Here is a 21920-nt window from a genome sequence, read left to right on the forward strand (position 1 = left end):
AATTCGTCGGAGCATTGCCAATATACATCAAACATTTCAAAATAACTACTTGGCTTAACGCAGTCATTGCGCTGATTTTATACTTTCTTAACTTATAAAAAAAGAGATTGACCTCAGTCAATCTCCTAAACTACTTATTTTCCAATAAATTGTTGAGTCCAGTGATTGCCTTGCTCAACATACCCCACTCCAATGTGAGTGAAATTAGCATTCATAATATTTGCACGGTGACCTTCACTGTTCATCCAAGCATTCACTACTTCTTGAGGAGTTCTTTGCCCTTTAGCAATATTTTCACCTGCTGTTTTATAGCTAATACCAAACTGCTTCATCATATCAAATGGAGAACCATAATTTGGACTATTGTGTGAAAAGTAGCCATTTGTTGCCATATCTTTTGATTTTTCACGCGCAACTTTACTTAGCTCTGTATCCACTTTAAGAGCTGGTAGACCTTGCTTAGCTCTTTCTTGGTTTGTCAAATCAACTACTTCTTGCTCAAACTGACTTAATTCTTGAGATTGTGCTTGCTCTTCATTTTGACTAGGTTGTTCTTCTGTTTGTTGTTGATTATTATTTTGCTCTGGTTGTTTTTCAGGTTGCTGCTCCTCGGCAGGCTGTTCTTTATCTGGTGTTTCCTCTGATTGTTCTGGTTGTTTTGGCTCTTCAGGTTTCTCTTGTTCTTTAGCTGGTTGCTTAGGTTCTTCTGATTTTTCTTGTTCTTTAGCCGGTTTGTCGTTTTGATCTGCTTGATCTTCTTTGGCAGGTTTTTCATTTTTTGCTGGTTTTTCTGCGTTTGATTTATCTTGCTTTTCGACATGAATTTTATCCCAATTGATTTCATTCCAGTTTAATTGGAATTTATTCATATATTTAGCTAGTAAATCATTTAAATTATCCTCAGAAATACTCTTCCAATCCCCATTAATAGAATAGAAGATTTTGTATATATGATTCTGCGAAAAGTCTTTTGCAGAAGCATCAGCAGAAGATGAAAAAGCCCCTCCAAATAGTAATGCAGTAGATAATGCAGTAACTATGCCTATCTTTTTAATCATTGATGTGACACGCTCCTTATCGTTGTTTTGTTTCGTGCAAAATCATCATAGCATGGATTTTTTGTAATATTTATGGAAGAGCTTGCCAATCGATTGACTCACATGCGAACATGGTATTAGCAATTCTCTAAACCTATTATTTATAGGGATTCATTTTTTTAGCGAAAAGCGTACACAGGAAAAATAACAATATATAGGAAAAAATTACAATAAAATTAGTGTTGACATGGTTGCAAATCCAGATGTTATATTACAGCTTCTAACAATTTGTAATAGAAATGTCACGTAAAATAGGGGCAAATCTTCTTTACATTGTAGTATAATAGTCTTTTCATCTCTTAATTATTTTTCCAAAAAGTAACACTTGTATATCTACCCCCTAAAACTATAATCAATAAGAGAACTATTATAAAAGATAAAATTGTCATCATTGGAGGATCTAAATTATGTTATCTACTGCTGAGATTGGAATCGACCTTGGTACTGCTAATATACTCATATATTCGAAATCTAAAGGTATTGTATTAAATGAACCTTCTGTTGTTGCTATTGATGTAAATACAAAACAAGTAGTTGCGGTTGGAGCTGAAGCAAAAGAAATGGTAGGGAAAACACCGCAAAACATTATACCTATTCGCCCGTTAAAAGATGGTGTAATCGCAGATTATGATGTAACTGCTCAAATGCTTAAAGAATTCTTGAAAAAAGTGAGCAAAAAAATCGGAATGTCCATGCGTAAACCAGTTGTAGTTGTTTGTACTCCTTCTGGAAGTACAACAGTAGAACGCCGTGCTATTCATAACGCTGTAACAAGCTATGGTGCAAAACACGTACATCTAATCGAAGAACCAATCGCTGCTGCAATTGGTGCAGACCTACCAGTTGATGAGCCCATTGCAAATGTTATTGTTGATATTGGTGGTGGAACTTCAGAGGTTGGTATCATATCTTTCGGTGGAGTTGTTTCCTGTAATTCCGTTCGTATCGGTGGAGACAAAATGGATGAAGAAATTATTCATCATATCCGTAAAAACTATAATATTTTAATTGGAGAGCGGACAGCAGAAAATATTAAAATGGAAATTGGCTATGCTCATCCGAATCATAAGGAAGAAACAATGGAAATTCGAGGACGAGATATGGTAACAGGACTACCTAAAACAGTTACCATTACATCAAAGGAAATTCATATTGCATTGAAAGAGTCTTTAGAGCAAGTATTAGAAACAATTCGTTCAACACTTGAAAATTGCCCACCAGAGCTAAGTGGAGATATAGTAGATCACGGGATTGTTTTAACTGGTGGTGGCGCGCTATTAAATGGCATGCAGGAATGGCTTTCTACAGAAATTATCGTTCCAGTACATCTGGCACCAAATCCACTTGAATCCGTTGCTATTGGAACAGGCAGAGCCCTAAAAATGATTAATAAATTACAAAAAGCAACCAAATAATAAAAGAACTTCTAAAACTCCTATGGATAAAATAGTTGAGCAACGAGGTTTAGACTACTTATAAAATAAATACTAGACTTCTTCTTAATCTGCTTGTAAAGAGACCCCTTTGTTTCTTTACAAGCTTTCTTTATACACATCCTAATTTTGCACAAATACCACTCATTCTCCATATTCATAAACCCATAAAGAAAACGTTTACAAACCAAATAGATAATAGTATACTGAATAATAAGAATTAACTGCATATGCATTATTGATTTTCGTTCATCTATTTACCTATCAATAAGCTGCCTAACCTGTTCACAGCTCCATACCAGAGCCGTATCAACAGGTAAAAGCCAGTTCAACTCAAATTACAGTGCACTGTAATTTAGTTTGAATTGGCTTTTTAATTCTACAAAAAGGAGTGAAAACATGGCAGGTGCTTTAGAGCATATTCGTATACTTGATTTATCAAGAGTACTAGCAGGACCTTATTGCACAATGGTTCTTGGTGATCTTGGTGCAGAGGTTATTAAAGTAGAAGCACCAGGTGGAAGTGATGAAACTCGGAAATGGGGACCGCCCTTTCAAGAAGGAGTAAGTGCGTATTATCTTTGTACGAATCGTAATAAAAAGAGTATTACGATCGATTTAAAGTCTAAAGAAGGAATAAAACAAATTAAAGAACTGATTAGAGAGAGCGATGTCGTCATCAATAATTTTCGGACTGGAACGATGGAACGATTCGAATTAGACTACGAAACGCTTTCGGAAATAAATCCCGGTCTCATCTACTGCTCTATTACTGGTTTTGGTGAAACTGGACCTTATCAGGCCATGCCTGGATACGATTTTATTATTCAAGCTATGAGTGGTTTAATGAGCATTACTGGAGATGAAGATACTGGACCACAAAAGCTAGGTGTAGCAATAACGGATATTCTGACAGGATTATATGCATGCATAGGTATTCAAGGTGCACTGCTGGAAAGAAGCCAGTCTGGAAAAGGGCAAAAATTAGATATAGCTTTATACGATACTGCGGTCAGTGCACTTGTTAATATAGGTAGCAATTATTTAATGTCAGGTAAGATACCAACTCCATTGGGAAATAACCATGCAAACATTGTACCGTATCAGACCTTCAAAACAAAAGATGGTGAGATGGTAATTGCAGTAGGGAATGATAGACAATTCCAGGCACTCTGCGACGTTATTAATAAGCCTGAATTAAAAACAGATCCACGGTTTCTGACTAATCCTAATCGAGTGGAGCATCGAGAAGAGTTAATTCCTCTGCTCCAAAATGTATTGTTGCATTATCCTACTAACGACTGGTTAGAAAAATGCAAACAACAGAAAATACCATGTGGTCCTATTCAAAACATTGCTGAGGTAGCAAACGATAAACAGTTACTTGCCCGTGAAATGTTTATTAATCTTCCCCACCCTACCGCAGGAACAATTAATATGATAGGAAGTCCATTAAAATTATCACGTACGCCAGTTACTTATAGGCACCATCCACCTGATGCCGGAGAACATAATAGTGTAATTTTCAAGCAATTAGGTGTATCAAATAAAAAAATATAAGGGAGTTGTTTAAATGAATTTCAATTTCACGGAGGAACAAAATATGTTAAGAGACACCGTAAGAACGTTCACGGATAAAGAAATAATGCCTTATATTTCTCAATGGGATAGGGAAGGAAAATTTGACCCTACGATCATACAAAAGCTCGCAAATTTAGGTTTAATGGGTGTATGTATTCCAGAGGAATATGGAGGAAGCGGTATGGATTATAACGCCCTTGCTATTGTTTGCGAAGAGCTTGAACGTGGAGATACTGCATTTCGTACTGCCGTATCCGTTCATACTGGTTTAAATAGTATGACTTTATTACAGTGGGGGAATGAAGAACAAAAACAGAAGTACTTAGTACCTCAAGCACAGGGAAAAAAGATCGGTGCTTTTGGTTTAACGGAGCCTGGCGCTGGATCAGATGTTGCAGCATTAGAGACAACTGCAACAAAGCAAGGTGACTATTATATTCTTAATGGTCAAAAAACATGGATTTCGTTATGCGATACTGCCGATAACTTTATCGTTTTCGCCTATACAAAAGAACGATCTGAAAAGCATAAAGGAATCTCGGCTTTCATTATTGAAAGGGAATGGGAAGGTTTTTCTTCTAAAGCAATTAAAGGTAAATTAGGCATTCGTTCTGGAAACACCGGTGAAATATTCTTCGATCATATTAAAGTACCAAAGGAAAATTTACTTGGCGAAGAAGGAGAAGGCTTCAAAATCGCTATGTCTGCACTGGACAATGGTAGATTTACAGTTGCAGCTGGAGCAGTGGGCCAAATCATGGCTTGTCTAGAGGCAAGTATTAAATATTGTCATGAACGAGCAACTTTTGGTAAAGAAATTGGTAAACATCAATTAGTTCAACAAATGATTGCAAATATGGAAGCGGGTTTGCAAATGAGTAAATTGCTTGTTTATCGTGCTGGAGAATTAAAAAACGCAGGAAAACGCAATACAAGGGAAACCTCATTAGCAAAATGGCAGGCCTGTGATTTCGCTAATAAGGCTGCAGATGATGCTGTCCAAATTCATGGTGCCTATGGGTTTTCTGATGAATATCCAGTAGAACGCTACTTACGTAATTCTAAGGCACCTGTCATCTATGAAGGGACACGTGAAATTCACACGATTATGCAGGCTGAATATGTGCTTGGCTATCGTAAAGATAAAACATTAAACAACATGCTACCTGCATGGGAGCAAAATGAATTGATTAACTGACTAAAAACAGCAAGAGATGGTGAGATTTTTAGATAATCGCTTCATTAAGGTTCTAATAGGAATTACTTGGAGAATAAAGTAATAGTAGTGATGCACCTGGTTTGCTACCGGGTGTTTGATCTTTTTTAAAAGGAGGCTTTATCATGTTTGATGCATTTACAAGGAGCGTATTTATTAATGGAGTGTGGGAAGATATTCATGAAGATACAACTGATACAATTTATAATCCAGCTACCTTAGAACCTATAACTCATGTTGCTTTTGCTGGAGGGAAAGAAACGGATCGGGCTATTCAAGCTGCTTCAGAAGCATTTCCTGTATGGAGCAACAAAACCGGAAGAGAAAGGTCACGTTATTTATATAGAGCTTCTCAACTCATACTTGATGATGCAGAACGTCTCGGTAAAATACTAACATTGGAGCAAGGGAAGCCTTTAAAAGAAGCAATTGGAGAAGTAAAAGGTGCTGCTGGTTTTCTGCTTTGGTATGCAGAGGAAGCGAGCAGGAATTACGGCGAGTGGATCCCTTCTTCCATAAAATCCAAGCGACTTGTTGTCATTCCTCAAGCGGTAGGCGTTGTAGGAGCAATAACACCATGGAACTTCCCTTCATCGATGATTACCCGTAAATTAGCTCCTGCATTAGCCGCTGGCTGTACAGTAGTATTAAAACCAGCCCCAGAGACACCTTTATCCGCAATAGAAATTATCAAGCTATTTGAACGTGCTGGATTGCCTAAAGGTGTAGTAAATCTAGTAACTGGTGATGCACGGGCAATTGGAAAACGATTACTCACCAATAAAAATGTGCGTCTAATTACTTTTACTGGATCAACTGCTGTTGGGAAATATTTAATGAGAGAAAGTGCCGAACACTTAAAGAAATTATCGCTTGAGCTAGGTGGTCATGCTCCAAGTATTGTCTTTGCAGATGCTGATATTGAAAAAGCAACGTCACTCGTTTTAGGAAGTAAATTTAGAAATAATGGGCAAACATGTATATGCACAAACCGCTTATATGTTCATTCCTCTATCGCGGATAAATTTGCACAGCTTTTAAAAGAAAAAGTAAAAAATCTAAAGATAGGTTTAGGAATAGAAAAAGATACAGAGATTGGGCCATTAATAAATAAGCAAGCCTGTGAAAAGGTACAATCTCATGTAGAGGATGCAATGGATAAAGGAGCTGTTGTAGCTCACGGAGGAAAGCTGTGGGAAGGTGATTTACCAGGTCATTATTATCAACCAACGATTTTATCTAATGTTACAGAAGACATGAAAATTATGCACGAAGAAACCTTTGGACCAGTTATACCTATCCAAACATTCACAGATGAAGTGGATGTCACTCAAAAGGCAAACAATACGGATTACGGGCTAGCAGCATATATATTTACGGAAAATACCAATCGAGCTATCCGCGTTTCAGAAAAGCTTGATTATGGTATTGTCGGTGTTAATGACGTCTTCCCTGCAACGCCCGAGGCTCCATTTGGTGGTATAAAGCAATCAGGTATCGGAAAAGAAGGTGGCCATCATGGTATGGATGAATTCGTAGAGAAAAAATATATATCTATTGGTATTGATCAATAATAACTAGATTTATTGCTAAAAGGGGGCTGTCTCAAAAAGACAGCTTCTTTTCCTACATACTAGATATGCATTTTATAAAGGAACACCATTTTTCCATAACAATCATATTCATTTCCTTTGTTGAGGTGAGCATTCCCCTATCAGACCACCGTTCCCAATTGTCGTTCATACAAAACTCGTATTCTTTCAAGTTCCCAATTTTTGCCGAAATCTAATACCCTTGTACATGTTCATTTATGTTTGTTCATAACAGCTTTGATATTGTTTATACAAATCCTTCAAAGCCGATGATAATGCATTACCTGCTTTCCCTAAGTAATGTTTCTTAATAAGTTCAACTGGTTTTTCGATACCATCCTGTAGACTATGACCTCTTAATAATTGCTGGACAAAATCTTTTCCATGATCCGTAGCTAATGTACAGCCCGCTGCCACAATAACACCGTATTTTTTATCAATTTCAGCTGTAATTGTTAAGGTCTGATAAATGCTTTGGGCTGCCATTCCTGAAGGCAAACGAGCATGCCCTGCAATGAATACTGTATTCAAGTTACAAATCCCTCCTCTAATCTTGATCAGCTGATTGATAGCCCAGCTTTTGTGAAATTTCAGCTGCAGTTTTAGCTGTTTCTTGTTTTATTAACTCCAAATTAATTCCTTCGAAATGGCTGGAAAGACCACTTACTGCTAATGAAGCAACAACCTTTTGTTGAAAATTATAGATCGGATAGGATATTCCTGTCGTATCCTCATCCTGCTCTCCAATGCTATATGCATAACCATTTTTTTGAATTTGCTTTACTTCTTCCTTTAACTGCTCTTTATTAATCGGATGATGTGTAGATATAAGCTCCGATTGATTGATAATAGCCTCCTGCCGCTCACTTGTCAAAAAGGCCAGAAGCAATTTTGGTCCAGACCCAATATATAATGGTACACTCCTACCAATTCTAGTATTAAGACGAAGTGCTCTTGAGCTTTCTACCTTTTCAATATAAGTAGCCTCATTTTGATTCACGATGACAAGGTGGATAACTTCATTAATTTCCTTTGCTAATTTCTCCATATAAGGTAAAGCTATCCCCCTTACTTCAAGTCTATCAGAAACTAAATTTCCTAGCTCCAAAAATTTCAACCCTAATTGGTATTTCACATCATGCTCCGTTTCCTTCGTTTTGTTTAGATAACCATTTTGTTCTAACGTGGTTAGTAATCGATAAGCAGTAGGTTTTGGCATTTTCGCTTGATTGGAGATCTCTTTTAAGGATAATTCTTGAGCACCTTCTCTAAATAACTCTACAATTTTTAATGCTTTCATTACGCTTTGATTCATCGATAGACTCCTTGCTGAGATTTAAAGTTAAATCCCTCCGCTTCATTGCAGAGGGATGAAAAATCTATCTATATCTTAACATGTGTCTTTACTACGTTTTCTTTTTCCATAATGTTTACCCCACGTTTTGCCATTTCCTTCATGTATGGATCACCTGGAACAATTTGCTCTGGCGGATAGACACCTTTCTTTGTAATTGTTTGGTTGGCAATCATTTGTGCTACAACCGAAATAGTGTTAGCTGTTGCTCTAGCCATAGCAGTTACTTGGGTTTTTCTATCTTTATATGTCGTCATTTCATACGAATACGTCGTAGATTGTCCGTCCTTTTGACCAGAGACAACAACACGTAATAAAACCGCATCATCTTTTTCTCCTAGCTCGACAATTGGGTCAAGAACCTTTAAGAAAACATCTCTTGGACTTACTTGTTGACCATTAATATCCACTTGATAGTCCGTACGTGTTAAGTTTAAATCTACTAAAAGCTTAAACTTCTCCGCATGACCTGGGTAGCGAATCGTCTTATATTCTAGTGTCTGCAAATGAGGATAAGATATAGAGAGAGTTGAAGTACCACCTGAAGTGTGAAATGCTTCAAGCGGTCCAAATTTTTCAAAATAGACTCGCTCTACTTCAGACAAAGATGGAATCTCCTGCTTCACTCCGTCTCGTATAATCAAGGATGGATCTGTATAATGATCAAATACACCTTCCATCGAAAATACATGATTATATTCAAGCGGTGCTTCTGGTTTAACTGGAATCCCACCAACATAGAGTTTTATAGATTCTAGCTTATCTAATTTACTGTTACCGTATCCAGAAAGAATATTAATCATTCCAGGGGCTACCCCTAGATCTGGAATTAAAGTAACTCCAGCAGCTTTGGCTTCCTCTTTCAAAGCTAAGACTTTATCTGTCATATGGCCAATATGTCCACCTAAATCAACAGCATTTACTCCGACCTCAATTGCAGTTTGCGCAACTACTTCATTAAACGAATAAAATAATGCATTAATAATCACGTCAAATCGGCGCATATAATTAGCTAATTCCTGTTTATCAGCTGCGTTGACCTGATATGCAGTCAATTTCGAGGATTGTAATTGCTCACATATATCTTGTGCGCGTGCTAAATCAATATCTGCTAATCCTACAGCAGTAACTCCTTCACTTGTAACCAAATCACGTGCAGCTTCTTTACCCATTAATCCTGATCCTAATACCCCTATCTTCATTCCATCCACTCCTTCTACATCATATTCATGAAGTATTCCAGTCTGTCGCTGGTTAACGGGTAGTAATACCCTACCCGATGAAGATTTACTTTTATTTACTAATCGACATCGATTTGAGCACGTTGCAGTTTTCCACTATAATCTACATAAACTGCTTTCCACTCCGTAAATACGTCCAATGCTTGCACACCTGAATCGCGGTGACCATTGCCGGTTCCCTTTGTACCACCAAATGGTAAATGAATCTCTGCTCCAGTAGTACCTGCATTAACATAGACAATTCCAGTATCTAAATCACGTTGGGCTTGGAATACTTGATTCACATCTTTCGTAAATATAGAGCTTGATAAACCATAGCTAACCCCATTATTCACTTCAATCGCTTCCTCAAAGCTTTTTACAGGAATTAGAGAGACAACTGGGCCAAATATTTCTTCCTGGGCAATCCGCATCGAAGGCTTGGCATCCGTAAATAGAGTTGGTGCAAAATAATGTCCACCTTGACTTACTCCATTCTGCCATACAAAGCCTCCAGCCAATAGTTTCGCTCCCTCTTCTTTTCCAATTTCTACATATTGCTTAATCTTATTCAAACCTGATTTATTAATAATAGGTCCAACTTTTACCGATTGATCTAGCCCATCTCCAATCGTCAATTTCTCCATCTCTACTAATAATCTTTCTTCAAGCGTTTCTTTTACACGCTCATGAACAATTACTCTACTACAGGCAGTACAGCGCTGACCACTTGTACCGAATGCACTCCAAAGAATCCCTTCGACTGCAAGATCAATGTCTGCATCATCCATTACAATAACTGCGTTCTTGCCACCCATCTCCAAAGATACTTTCTTTAATTGCTTTCCACATTCTGCTGCAATGTTTCTACCAGTCTCATTTGATCCTGTAAAAGAAATAATTCGAATATCGTCATGGTGAACCATGGCATCGCCAACGATAGAACCTCCACCAAATACAACGTTGATTACTCCCTTTGGCAGACCTGCTTCTTCAAATATCTTTGCTAACTCATATGCCATGATTGGTGTCTCCGTAGCTGGTTTCCAAATTACTGCATTTCCAGCAACAATTGCAGGGAACGACTTCCATGTGGCAATAGCTATTGGAAAGTTCCACGGAGTAATAATACCAACAACACCAACAGGACAACGCTGACTCATTGCAAATTTATCCTTTAATTCAGCTGGAGTTGTTTGCCCAAATAATCTACGCCCTTCACCAGCCATATAAAAGGCCATATCAATTCCTTCTTGAACTTCTCCCCGAGCCTCTTCAATTACTTTTCCATTTTCCATGGTTAATAATTGAGATAGCCTCTCTTTTCGTTCTTTCATTATGTTCCCAACTTGATACAACACCTCTGCTCGCTGCGGTGCAGGAACCAATGCCCATTCTTTCTGTGCTTGCTTAGCCGCTGCTACAGCGACATCAACACTTTCCTTTCCAGATAAAGGTACTTGAACGATTTCTTCCCCATTCGCTGGATTAATAACAGCTGTCGATGAATCTACCGTCACCCACTCGCCATTAATAAAATTTGATAGTTTCTTTGTTTGCAACGTTGCTGTCATCTGAAAAAACCTCCTTTAATTTTTCCAATTTATATTACTGTTCCATAGCTCGATCACGTATTTGTGATATTGTTGATGAAACAGAAATCTGCTCCTTATCCGTTAAGATCTCAATCAACACAGGCCTTTTAAGCTGACAAGCCTCTGCAAAAGCAACCTTAAATTCCTGAGATGATGACACACAGTACCCCACTGCTCCTAAGCTAATTGCTAAGTCTTTAAAGGAAACATCCCCTAAATCTGTTGCCATCACCTTCGTGGGGTAATGCATTTCCTGATGCATCCGGATCGTACCATACATCTTATTATTAAAAACGAGACATATGATAGGAATATCATATCTTACAGCTGTTTCCAGCTCTTGGCACGTCATCATAAAACCGCCATCTCCAGAAAATGAAACAACTAACCGATCTGGAAGAGCGAGCTTAGCCCCGATAGCCCCTGGCATCCCATAACCCATTGCTCCAGAGGTAGGACCTACATACGTATGGGGATACTTAAAAGGATAGTAGCTATGGACCCAGCCAGCAAAGTTACCGGCATCATTTGTAATTAAGGCATTCTCCGGTAACGTTTTGATTAAATAATCGATAATATGAGAATTAATAGGGTCTTCTGTTTCTACTTCTAAGCGACTTGCCCTGATAAAGGCTGCATTTCGTTCAAATGCCCACGTTGTCCACGATTGCTTAACAGTAATTTTTTCAAGTTGATAAAGCGCCTCTTTCATATCAGCTACGATGCCAAGAACTGGTGTAAAGCTTTTTCCAATACTGTTATAATCAATATCAATGTGGATCAGTGTTTGATCAGGTGACAAAAGCGAATAATCCTGGGTCGTTACTTCAGAAAGTCTCGTTCCCATTGCCAAGACAACATCTGCTGCACAAACTGTCTCCAATATTTCTTTTGCTGTGCCAAGTCCTAAATGACCGGCATATAACAAATGGTTGTTCGGGAATACATCATGACGTCGAAAGGCAGTAACTACAGGTAAATGATATGTTTCTGCAAACTGCTTTAATTGCTGTTCAGCGCCTGCACTTTTCACTCCACCTCCAGCAATAATTACCGGACGCTTGGCACTATCCAAAAGGCTCTCGACTTTTTTCACTTCTGTCATCGATGGTGCAGGAGTTGGTCTATGAATCACTGGTCCATACTTCATCCGTGCTTCCTGTTTTAGAACATCCTCTGGCAACGAAATGATAACAGGCCCTGGTCGTCCTGACGTGGCAATTCGAAAAGCGCGCTGCACAATCTCTGGAGTCCGCTCTGCATCCTTTAATTCAACCGCCCATTTAGCAATAGATTGAAAGTATTGATCTAAATCTACTTCTTGAAAGCCCTCTTTACCTCTAAATTTACTATGCACCTGCCCAAGAAACACAACCATTGGTGTGGAATCCTGATAAGCTGTATGTACACCAATGGAAAGGTTTGCCGCACCTACTCCTCTTGTTGCAAGAACAATACCAGGCTTCAGCGCTGATTTTGCATAGCCCTCCGCCATAAAAGCAGCTCCGCCTTCATGTCTTGCCGAGATTACTTGAATAGATGTTTCGTCATGTAATGCGTCTAGTACAGGCAGATAACTTTCTCCTGGCACGCAAAACACACGTTCTATACCTTCTCTTTTTAAACAGGTAATAATGGCTTTTGCTGCTGTCTCTGTTGTATTCGTAACTTGCATATTGTCACCCTTTCCAATTAAGCTGCTTTAAGCGGCTGATCACTTCATCCAATCGTTTCGAACTTACAGAAAGTGTAATTCGAATAAACCCTACGCCCTGTGTTCCAAAAGCTGTCCCAGGTGTAACAATAAGACCTACTTCGTCCAATAATTGATTCGCAAATTCAAGCGATGTGTATCCATCTGGTACTTCAGCCCAGATAAATATAGTTCCCTTTGGTTTTGCAGCAGATATACCTACTTCCCTTAATGCATTGTACAGTTTCTCCATACGGTGTTTGTAAATCATATTATTTTCTTGTACTGTCGAGAAGTCACCTCTTAAAGCTGCTGCTGCTGCCTTCTGTATCGGAATAAACTGGCATGTATCAATATTACTCTTTAATGTAGACAGGGCCTTTATGATCTTCCTATTACCTACGACATAGCCAATCCGCCAACCAGTCATATTAAAACTTTTGGATAATGATCCTAGCTCAACAGCATAATCCTTGGCATCAGGTACTTGTAAAACACTTGGGGCTCGATGGTCTCCAAATGTCACAAGATCATATGCTGCATCATTAGCTAAAACAATTTGATGATCATGACAAAATGTAATCGCTTCCAAATAAGTGCTTATATCAGCTACCGTAGCAGTTGGGTTGCTAGGGTAATTAAGAAACATTAGCTTTGCTTCTAGCGCATCTTTTTTAGTAAGACTGGAATACATGGGAATATAATTATTCTCTTTATCTAGAAGTAATGAAACACTCTCTCCTCCAGCTAAATGAACTCCATTACGATAAACAGGATACCCTGGATCAGGTACGATTACTTTGTCTCCGGGATTGATGACCGCTTGTATCAAATTAGCTATACCCTCTTTAGAGCCAATAAGCGCTAGCACTTCTGAATCGGGATCCAGCGAAACGCGATACCGCTTTAAATAGAATTCAGCTACCGCTTCCTTAAACTCCCTACATCCACTGTATGTGGAATAGCGGTGATTTTCTGTATGCATCACCTCTTCTGCTAGAACCTTACAAATAAATTCCGGAGTTGGCAAATCAGGAGCACCTATCCCTAAGTCGATAACATCTACTCCCTTTGCGAGAAGCTGCTCTTTCTTTTTCTGAAATTCCGAAAACAAATAGGGTGGTAAGCTTTCTACTTTATCAGAAATAAAGGCCATTATTACCCTCCTGTCGTTTCAAATATTGAAACGATATTTCATTTATATATCAACAGTATATAGTAACTTTTTAAAATTGACAATATACTGAAAATAAATCATACAAATTACCTAATTATTTTGCAATTGGCTCTTCATTGATTTTATCTGTTGCATTTTTTCTTCTTGTAAAAGCAAATAAAGCTGTAATACTAACAATTACTATAGCTAGACCTAACCAAACACTTTCTGTCATACCAAAGATTAAATAGCCTAAACCTGCAATCATTGCTGCAACAAGTGCATAGGGTATTTGGGTAGTAACATGATCAATATGATGACAGCTAGACCCAGTAGATGACAGAATCGTAGTATCTGAAATAGGAGAACAATGATCACCAAAAACTGCCCCAGACAGCACTGCTGCCAATATTGGAAGAATTAATGACACGTCTGTTGCGGCTGCAATTTCCCCAGCAATTGGCAATAGAATACCAAAAGATCCCCATGAAGTTCCTGTAGAAAATGCTATAAAGCCTGCCATGACAAAAATGATGAATGGTAAAAATGTTAAGCTAATATTAGTGGCCTCTACAATACCTGCTAAATAAGTACCCGTTCCTAACTGACCGATTAAGTCTACAATGGCCCAAGCGAAAATTAAAATGACGAAACCAGGAAGCATAGATTTAGTTCCTCCTATGATTCCCGTAATAAAGTGCTTGCCTGAAAGCTTACCCGTAATAATATGACGACTAAACAGCGCAAATGTTATTACTAAACCGATGATTCCACCATATAATAAGGCTACAGATACGTCAGCATTTCCGAATATGTTAATTAATGTCTTTTCACCCTCTATAGCTACTAATCCATTCACGTAGATAGAAACAATAGTAGAGATGAATAATACGGCAATTGGAATCAGCAAATCACTAATTCGACTTGATTCACTTGTTGGCAGTTTCGCTGCCACGTCTACCTTATCCTTATTTTCCGGATTCAAAACCTCCCCAGTACTCATTGCTCGCTGCTCATGTTTTTTCATTGGCCCAAAATCAACTTGGCGAATAGCGATTACTAGCGCCACTCCCAATGCTGCCCACACATAAAAATTCATCGGAATAATTTGGATAAAAGCTCCAAAAGCACTATATTCTGAAATGGCATGTGTTGTAAATACGGTGCCAATAATCCCTATAATATACGCTCCCCAGCTAGAAACTGGTGCAATGACACAAATTGGCGCAGAGGTAGAATCTACGATATAAGCTAGCTTGGCACGAGACACACGATGCTTATCTGTAACAGGCTTCGCTACTTGACCGACTGTAAGGCTATTAAAATAATCATCTACAAAAACAATAATACCTAGTAGCATTGTCATGACTTGAGCACCTACTCTAGTTTTCACCCGTTTAATCATCCATTCTGCAAATGCTGCGGTCCCGCCCATCATACTAACAAAAGCAGTTAATATACCAAGCATAAGTACAAATAATAGAAGAAAGACATTCCAAGTATTCCATGCTCCTTCGGCTACAAAAACGCCTTTAAATGCCTCCCATATCAACACAATAGATCCTAAAACATCAAAACTATCAATAAAAAGAGCTGCCGCCACGATTCCTACTCCTAGTGACAATAGTACTCGCTTTGTTAATAACACCATAATAATTGCTAAAATTGGTGGTACTAATGACCAAACTGTTGATTCCATTATGTTCCCCCCTTATTATTTCTTCAATTTTCAGGACAAAGATGAATAATAGCTTCCTATACCATGAACCACTCCCTACTAACTGCCATATTTATATTCTTAATATTCTATATTATTTAATAAATACCTTTTTTATACTAGAAAAACTTTTCGTTTACGAAGTAATTGCGTTATAACAAGTAAGGAAGTAAAGTTATTACCAGACTTTTCACACATTCCCTAATATTATTTGTTAGAATAGAATAGTGTTTTTAACTAATAATCAAAGAATTGAGGTGCTTGATCATGAATACAGACATTACGTACGCACAGGAATTAGACAAAGAGGACGAATTAAACGAATTTAGACATGAATTTTATCAATCACCTGAGCGCTTATATTTCGACGGAAATTCACTTGGATTATTGTCTAAACGTGCCGAACAAGCTGTCAACACCATTATGGAATCATGGAAGCAATATGGGATTGATGGTTGGACAGAAGGTGAACATCCTTGGTTCTATTTATCAGAAAAATTAGGAAGAATGTCCGCACATCTTGTAGGCGCTCAACCGAAAGAGGTTATTATTACAGGGTCAACAACCACTAATCTTCATCAGCTAACAGCAAGCTTTTTCCAACCAAACGGTAAGAAGACAAAGATACTTGCGGATGAATTGAATTTCCCATCCGACATCTATGCACTAAAAAGTCAGCTACAGCTGAAAGGACTCCATCCAGAGGAGCATCTCATTCAAGTGAAGAGTAGAAATGGTCATACCCTAGAAACCTCCGACATTATTGAAGCAATGACAGATGAAATCGCATTGGTTGTTTTACCAGGGGTACTCTATCGTAGTGGCCAAATCCTTGATATGAAAACCATCACAAAAGAAGCTCATAAACGTGGCATTATTATTGGTTTTGATCTTTGTCATTCTATCGGATCTATTCCTCATCAACTGAATGATTGGGATGTTGACTTTGCATTTTGGTGCACATATAAACACTTAAATGGTGGACCAGGTAGCGTTGGAGGGTTATTTGTTCATCAAAAGCACTTCGGTAACCATCCAGGACTTGCAGGTTGGTTTAGTTCCAATAAGGAAAAACAATTCGATATGGAACATAGCTTAACTGCTGCTTCAGATGCTGGTGCTTATCAGATTGGAACACCTCATCTACTTAGTGCTGCACCATTATTAGGCTCACTATCTATGTTTGAAGAGGCTGGCATTGGTAAAATTAGAAAGAAATCACTTCTGTTAACTGAATACTTAATGAACTTAATAGACACGGAACTGATTGATCACGGTTTTACGATTGCTAATCCACGTGATCAAGCAATTAGGGGCGGCCATGTATATTTGGAGCATCCAGAAGCTGCACGCATTTGTAAAGCCTTAAAGGCAAATCGAGTCATCCCAGATTTCAGAAATCCAAACGGCATTCGCCTAGCACCGGTAGCACTTTATAATACGTTCGAGGAAGTATGGAAAATGGTAAACATTTTAAAATCAATTATGGATAATCAGAGCTATAAGCACTTTGAAAACAAACGAGGAGTGATTGCATAGTGGGAGAATGGATTGATATTTCACAGCCTTTAACTGATAAAATTGCTCACTGGCCAGGGGATAAGCCCTTTTCCTATTCCCTTACAGCATCAAAACAAGAAACAAAATCTGTAAATATCGGCCAAATAACAACTAGTCTTCACACTGGAACACATATTGATGCACCATTCCATTTTGATTCAAATGGAAAAACAATTGAGCAACTAGACATCAATCTTTATATTGGAAAATCAGTAGTTATTGACGTTAGTCAAGCTAATACCATAACAGCGGAGGTGTTGTCCCAGTATCATTGGCCATCAGAGATTAACCGCGTCTTATTACGCACTTCGCTGCCAAACAATCCCGAGCGCTTTCCAGATGTGTTACCAAACCTTGATCCTAATATTGCACCGTACTTACAAAGATTAGGTGTTTTCCTACTGGGAGTTGACATGCCTTCCGTAGATGCTCCAGATAGTAAAGATCTTGTAACACACCATGCTTTACAGGATCATGGTATCCATATACTTGAAAATATTATGTTAGATCAAATTAAACCGGGAGAATATGAGCTTATTGCGCTTCCATTACATATTCATGGTGCAGATGGAAGTCCAGTCCGAGCTGCCCTATGTCCCATCAATAAGGAGGATGCACAGCATGACAAATAAACATATAAACGATACATTTCGTTCTGAAAAAGGTATTCATACCAACTTTAAAAAAAAAATGACCTATGGGGACTACCTGCAGTTAGATACATTACTATCCAGTCAAAAACGACTTTCTGATCATCATGATGAAATGTTATTTATTATCATTCACCATGTTAGTGAACTTTGGCTAAAGTTAATTATTCATGAAACACAGGCTGCAATCCGTGCGATACAACAAGGAGAGCTTCAAGCTTCCTTTAAAATGCTAGCTCGTGTCTCCAAAATCCAATCGCAGATTATCCAAGCATGGGATGTGCTTTCTACACTGACCCCTGCAGAATATATGGAGTTTAGAGATAAGCTCGGTAATGCCTCTGGATTCCAATCCTATCAATACCGTCTTGTTGAATTTGTACTAGGGTATAAAACACCCTTTATCCTTAAAATCTATGAAAAGGACCCAGAAGTACATCAATTACTACAGGATGCTTATCATGCTCCAGGACTCTATGACGTGGCAATTCAAGCATTGGCAAAAAATGGGTTTTCTATAAATCCAGACATTCTCCAGCGAGACTTTTCGAAAACATATGAGAAGGATGACTCTGTGGAACAGGCTTGGATGACTGTATATAAAAATGTCGATTCCCATTGGGATTTGTATCAACTTGCAGAAAAGCTTGTTGATATCGAGGATTGGTTTCAACAATGGCGCTTTAGACACATGAAAACAGTAGAAAGAATAATTGGACATAAAATAGGTACAGGTGGATCTTCTGGAGTTGGCTATCTAAAAAACGTACTAGATCACTATTTCTTTCCTGAGCTTTGGGAAATCCGAACAAAGCTCTAAATTGGAACACCATCTTCTTCACCTTGTAAAAAAATTTTGCTTGACATTTGCGGATAATGTAAATAAAGTGAAACATAATTCTAAAGGGGATGTTTAAGAAAGGGCTTTGCGATATAGCAACTGCTAGATTTGAGACTCAAGTAGGAGGAACTTTCGTGTAAATCACCGGAGTGAGAGTATGTACTCACAAAAAGACGAAACGTTGTTCACGAAAAGAGGGCTTTACAGGTGTCTGGAAACAAAGCTATCCTTTGAGACACCCCTATTTATGACTGAACTATTCAGTAAGTCTTCTACATTACATCTGAGCTAACGAATAAAAGAAGAGAGGAAGACAAATTTTATGGAAAAGAAAAAAGATCAATGGTCAACAAAGCTAGGATTTATCCTATCTTCAGCAGGAGCTGCAATTGGCCTAGGAGCAATTTGGAAATTCCCGTATATGACAGGAATGAATGGTGGCGGAGCATTTTTCCTGTTGTTCATCGCATTTACAATCATCATTGGTCTTCCTATTTTAATTGCTGAATTTATTATTGGAAGAGGTACTCAGAAAGAGGCAGTATCTGCCTACCAAAAGCTTGCACCAAAATCTGGCTGGTCATTTATTGGACATTGGGGAGTTATAGGAGCATTCTTACTTCTGTCCTTTTATAGTGTCGTTGGTGGGTGGGTACTAATCTATAGTGCAATCTCTATACCCGGCATGATTATAAGTGATTCGGCTAATTATGGGGAATTATTCGCAACGATAACCGGTAATCCACTCATTACGATCATCGGCCATTTATTATTTATTTTAATTAATATCATCGTTATTTCGTTTGGAATTAAGGACGGAATTGAAAAAACAAGTAAAATCTTAATGCCATTATTATTTATTTTCTTCATTGTACTCGTTATTCGATCCGTAACTTTTGAAGGAGCAATAGAAGGATTACGTTTTTTCCTTCAACCAGACTTTTCTAAGCTTAATGCAGAAAATGTTTTATATGCACTTGGCCAATCCTTCTTTTCACTCGCCGTAGGGATCTCCGTTATGGTCACATATAGTTCTTATCTAAATAAAGATGTTAGCTTGCCAATGTCAGCAGGCTCTGTTTCTATTATGAATATTTTTGTATCCTTACTAGCTGGTCTTGCTATTTTCCCAGTGGTATTCGCATTTGGCTTGGAACCTGCTGAAGGTCCAGGGTTACTTTTTATTGTGCTTCCAGAGGCATTTGCTCAAATGCCATTTGGAGAGTTGTTTTTAAGTTTATTCTTACTATTATTTTTATTTGCAGTCTTAACATCTTCCTTTAGCATGCTGGAAATCATAACATCTGCATTCAGTGAGAAAAAACAACGTTCTCGTAAAAAAACAGCCATCGTTTCCGGTATGCTTGTATTTATTGCAGGCATACCAGCTGCATTATCCTCTAGTAGCCTTGCTGATTTTAAGATTTTCGGTCTAACTATTTTTGACGCCTCCGATTTTCTAGTGAGTAATATCATGCTGCCTGGTGGCTGTTTATTTATTGCTCTGTTTATCGGATTTAGAATGGATAAAAGCCTTATAAAACAGGAATTTACTTCAGCAAATAATCTATCAGATGGGATATACCATGTATGGTTCCAATTAATGCGCTGGCTTGTCCCAGTGACAATCATTATTGTTTTTTTAGGTTCAATTGGGGTTATTTAGGGTAAAGTACTAGTAATGCAAATGAATGTGAACGTTAAAAAGTGAGGTGATCAAGTTGGCCAAAAAAATCCTTATTGTTGGCGGCGTTGGTGGTGGGGCAACCGTAGCAGCGCAAATCCGTAGAGCAAACAAAGAAGATGAGATTATTTTATTGGAGAAGGGTGGCCATGTATCCTTTTCCAATTGCGGAATGCCCTATTACATCGGAGGTACTATAGAAAATAGGGATGCTATTCTATATTCCAAAGAAAAATTTAGTGAGAAATTTCAGGTAGAGGTCCGTACGTTTACAGAGGTAACAGCCATTGACCGTTCCAATAAAGAAATTACCTATTGCTCAAAGACAGGCAATCATCAAGAAACCTATAACACGTTAATTTTGTCACCTGGAGCATCTGCAGTGATGCCTTCTATTAAGGGAATGAATAGGGAACGGACATTTAGCTTGCATACGATACCTGATATGGATGCAATTCATGCTTATATCGAAACAAATCAGCCTAAGTCCGCAGCTGTTATTGGTGGTGGCTTTGTAGGTTTAGAAATGATTGAAAATTTACATGCCAAAGGAATAACCTGCAAACTTATTGATCGCTCTGAACAAGTAATGAATGTTATTGATGCAGATATGGCTAGGATTGTGCAAGAATACCTAACGAAAAAGAATATAGAAGTACGATTAAATGATGGCCTTCATCATTTCTCAAATGATGGAAAGCTATTACATGTAAACAGTGGAGGAACTATTCAAGCGGATCTCACCATCATGGCTGTTGGAATTCGTCCAAATACCAAGCTTGCAGTAGATGCATCCCTTGAAATTGGCAAAACAGGCGCAATCTTAGTCAACACTTTTATGCAAACTAGTGATCCAAGTATTTATGCATTAGGAGATGTAGTAGAAACAAAGGATCCAATTACTGGTCATGGGAGAAATATTGCCTTAGCAGGACCTGCCCATCGTCAAGCTTTTGTCATTGCTAATCATCTAAATGGAAAACCTATTACGTATAATGGAACATATGGCACCAATATTTTAAAATTATTCGATTTAACAATTGGATCAACTGGTCATAATAGTGACAGCTTAGAAGCCTATGGAAAATCATACGATGTAGCTACACTTCAATCGTTATCAAATGCAAGCTATTACCCTGGAGCAGATAAGCTTTGGATAAAGGTTTTATTTGATAAACAGCATGGAACCATTCTAGGCGGGCAGGTCGTTGGTCATGCAGGTGTAGATAAGCGTCTAGCAGTTCTTGCCACTGCAATCAAAGGAAAGCTAACCGTCTTTGATCTATCTGATTTAGAGCTTGGTTATGCACCACCTTATTCTAGTCCAAAGGATCCAATAAATATTCTTGGATATAAAGCCAGTTCTAAACTTGAACAATAATTATATCCAAAAATAAGAAAAACTAAGCAAAATTCGCTCAGTCCTTATCACTACATGCTCAGATTCACGCTTCCTCTAGTAGCTATTATGGAATAATAGCTACTGCTTGCTTGACCACCACTCCGGCTGCCCACTTCCCTTTCCGTGGGG

17 protein-coding genes are annotated in these 21920 nt (G+C 38.2%); 9 read left to right on the top strand and 8 right to left on the bottom strand.

Annotated elements, in window-relative coordinates; all coding sequences use genetic code 11:
- Positions 1-134 precede the first annotated feature (134 nt).
- A complete protein-coding gene (locus tag ABDZ84_RS00105) occupies positions 135-1058 on the bottom strand; it encodes a CAP domain-containing protein (protein ID WP_026682911.1) in 924 nt (307 codons plus the stop codon).
- A 446-nt stretch (positions 1059-1504) separates the two neighbouring features.
- On the opposite strand from ABDZ84_RS00105, the gene mreBH reads away from it, so the two are divergent.
- The 4 genes from mreBH to ABDZ84_RS00125 all read left to right on the top strand — a co-directional run bounded on the left by mreBH (position 1505) and on the right by ABDZ84_RS00125 (position 6901).
- Positions 1505-2512 carry a rod-share determining protein MreBH gene (gene mreBH, locus ABDZ84_RS00110; protein WP_026682910.1) on the top strand — a complete coding sequence of 336 codons (1008 nt, stop codon included), beginning with the start codon at positions 1505-1507 and terminating at the stop codon, positions 2510-2512.
- A 417-nt stretch (positions 2513-2929) separates the two neighbouring features.
- Positions 2930-4090, top strand: coding sequence for a CaiB/BaiF CoA transferase family protein (locus ABDZ84_RS00115; RefSeq protein WP_026682909.1), 1161 nt, complete (start codon positions 2930-2932; stop codon positions 4088-4090).
- A 13-nt stretch (positions 4091-4103) separates the two neighbouring features.
- The gene (locus tag ABDZ84_RS00120; RefSeq protein WP_026682908.1) at positions 4104-5309 is read left to right on the top strand and encodes an acyl-CoA dehydrogenase family protein; all 1206 of its coding nucleotides are present in this window, start codon (positions 4104-4106) and stop codon (positions 5307-5309) included.
- A 143-nt stretch (positions 5310-5452) separates the two neighbouring features.
- Positions 5453-6901, top strand: a complete 1449-nt coding sequence (locus ABDZ84_RS00125; protein WP_343779207.1) for an NAD-dependent succinate-semialdehyde dehydrogenase — start codon at positions 5453-5455, stop codon at positions 6899-6901.
- A gap of 234 nt (positions 6902-7135) precedes the next feature.
- On the opposite strand, the gene ABDZ84_RS00130 is transcribed toward ABDZ84_RS00125, so the two are convergent.
- The 7 genes from ABDZ84_RS00130 to ABDZ84_RS00160 all read right to left on the bottom strand — a co-directional run bounded on the left by ABDZ84_RS00130 (position 7136) and on the right by ABDZ84_RS00160 (position 15636).
- Positions 7136-7450, bottom strand: coding sequence for a DUF3870 domain-containing protein (locus tag ABDZ84_RS00130; protein WP_121604716.1), 315 nt, complete (start codon positions 7448-7450; stop codon positions 7136-7138).
- A 16-nt stretch (positions 7451-7466) separates the two neighbouring features.
- Positions 7467-8234 carry an IclR family transcriptional regulator gene (locus ABDZ84_RS00135; protein WP_281949402.1) on the bottom strand — a complete coding sequence of 256 codons (768 nt, stop codon included), beginning with the start codon at positions 8232-8234 and terminating at the stop codon, positions 7467-7469.
- Positions 8235-8302: 68 nt separating this feature from the next.
- A complete protein-coding gene (locus ABDZ84_RS00140) occupies positions 8303-9475 on the bottom strand; it encodes a saccharopine dehydrogenase family protein (RefSeq protein ID WP_026682905.1) in 1173 nt (390 codons plus the stop codon).
- 98 nt (positions 9476-9573) lie between these two features.
- On the bottom strand, positions 9574-11067 hold the full coding sequence (locus ABDZ84_RS00145; protein WP_026682904.1) for an aldehyde dehydrogenase family protein: 1494 nt from the start codon (positions 11065-11067) through the stop codon (positions 9574-9576).
- Positions 11068-11101: 34 nt separating this feature from the next.
- The gene (locus ABDZ84_RS00150; protein WP_026682903.1) at positions 11102-12763 is read right to left on the bottom strand and encodes a thiamine pyrophosphate-binding protein; all 1662 of its coding nucleotides are present in this window, start codon (positions 12761-12763) and stop codon (positions 11102-11104) included.
- Positions 12764-12767: 4 nt separating this feature from the next.
- The gene (locus tag ABDZ84_RS00155; protein WP_026682902.1) at positions 12768-13937 is read right to left on the bottom strand and encodes an aminotransferase class I/II-fold pyridoxal phosphate-dependent enzyme; all 1170 of its coding nucleotides are present in this window, start codon (positions 13935-13937) and stop codon (positions 12768-12770) included.
- Between the two features lie 115 nt (positions 13938-14052).
- Positions 14053-15636 carry a Na+/H+ antiporter NhaC family protein gene (locus ABDZ84_RS00160; protein ID WP_205389659.1) on the bottom strand — a complete coding sequence of 528 codons (1584 nt, stop codon included), beginning with the start codon at positions 15634-15636 and terminating at the stop codon, positions 14053-14055.
- 285 nt (positions 15637-15921) lie between these two features.
- Here ABDZ84_RS00160 and kynU point away from each other — a divergent pair, with 285 nt between their 5' ends.
- From kynU to ABDZ84_RS00185, 5 genes are all read left to right on the top strand, one after another.
- Positions 15922-17193 carry a kynureninase gene (gene kynU, locus ABDZ84_RS00165; protein ID WP_026682900.1) on the top strand — a complete coding sequence of 424 codons (1272 nt, stop codon included), beginning with the start codon at positions 15922-15924 and terminating at the stop codon, positions 17191-17193.
- On the top strand, positions 17193-17846 hold the full coding sequence (kynB, locus tag ABDZ84_RS00170; RefSeq protein WP_026682899.1) for an arylformamidase: 654 nt from the start codon (positions 17193-17195) through the stop codon (positions 17844-17846). Before kynU ends, kynB begins: the two co-directional genes overlap by 1 nt.
- The gene (gene kynA, locus ABDZ84_RS00175; RefSeq protein WP_343779223.1) at positions 17836-18684 is read left to right on the top strand and encodes a tryptophan 2,3-dioxygenase; all 849 of its coding nucleotides are present in this window, start codon (positions 17836-17838) and stop codon (positions 18682-18684) included. The genes kynB and kynA overlap by 11 nt, the downstream gene beginning before the upstream one ends.
- Before the next feature lie 343 nt (positions 18685-19027).
- Positions 19028-20371, top strand: a complete 1344-nt coding sequence (locus ABDZ84_RS00180) for a sodium-dependent transporter (protein WP_026682898.1) — start codon at positions 19028-19030, stop codon at positions 20369-20371.
- Positions 20372-20426: 55 nt separating this feature from the next.
- A complete protein-coding gene (locus tag ABDZ84_RS00185) occupies positions 20427-21770 on the top strand; it encodes a CoA-disulfide reductase (RefSeq protein WP_026682897.1) in 1344 nt (447 codons plus the stop codon).
- The last annotated feature ends 150 nt before the right edge of the window (positions 21771-21920 follow it).

It is taken from the genome of Virgibacillus salarius, assembly GCF_039521925.1.
GTDB lineage: Bacteria > Bacillota > Bacilli > Bacillales > Amphibacillaceae > Virgibacillus > Virgibacillus salarius.

Coding starts and splice junctions, on each gene's coding strand:
- ABDZ84_RS00120 (WP_026682908.1), top strand. CDS start 4,104: ATGAATTTCAATTTCACGGAGGAACAAAATATGTTAAGAGACACCGTA.
- kynA (WP_343779223.1), top strand. CDS start 17,836: ATGACAAATAAACATATAAACGATACATTTCGTTCTGAAAAAGGTATT.
- ABDZ84_RS00150 (WP_026682903.1), bottom strand. CDS start 12,763: ATGCAAGTTACGAATACAACAGAGACAGCAGCAAAAGCCATTATTACC.
- ABDZ84_RS00105 (WP_026682911.1), bottom strand. CDS start 1,058: ATGATTAAAAAGATAGGCATAGTTACTGCATTATCTACTGCATTACTA.
- ABDZ84_RS00140 (WP_026682905.1), bottom strand. CDS start 9,475: ATGAAGATAGGGGTATTAGGATCAGGATTAATGGGTAAAGAAGCTGCA.
- ABDZ84_RS00180 (WP_026682898.1), top strand. CDS start 19,028: ATGGAAAAGAAAAAAGATCAATGGTCAACAAAGCTAGGATTTATCCTA.
- ABDZ84_RS00155 (WP_026682902.1), bottom strand. CDS start 13,937: ATGGCCTTTATTTCTGATAAAGTAGAAAGCTTACCACCCTATTTGTTT.
- ABDZ84_RS00125 (WP_343779207.1), top strand. CDS start 5,453: ATGTTTGATGCATTTACAAGGAGCGTATTTATTAATGGAGTGTGGGAA.
- ABDZ84_RS00145 (WP_026682904.1), bottom strand. CDS start 11,067: ATGACAGCAACGTTGCAAACAAAGAAACTATCAAATTTTATTAATGGC.
- ABDZ84_RS00160 (WP_205389659.1), bottom strand. CDS start 15,636: ATGGAATCAACAGTTTGGTCATTAGTACCACCAATTTTAGCAATTATT.
- mreBH (WP_026682910.1), top strand. CDS start 1,505: ATGTTATCTACTGCTGAGATTGGAATCGACCTTGGTACTGCTAATATA.
- ABDZ84_RS00135 (WP_281949402.1), bottom strand. CDS start 8,234: ATGAATCAAAGCGTAATGAAAGCATTAAAAATTGTAGAGTTATTTAGA.
- kynU (WP_026682900.1), top strand. CDS start 15,922: ATGAATACAGACATTACGTACGCACAGGAATTAGACAAAGAGGACGAA.
- ABDZ84_RS00115 (WP_026682909.1), top strand. CDS start 2,930: ATGGCAGGTGCTTTAGAGCATATTCGTATACTTGATTTATCAAGAGTA.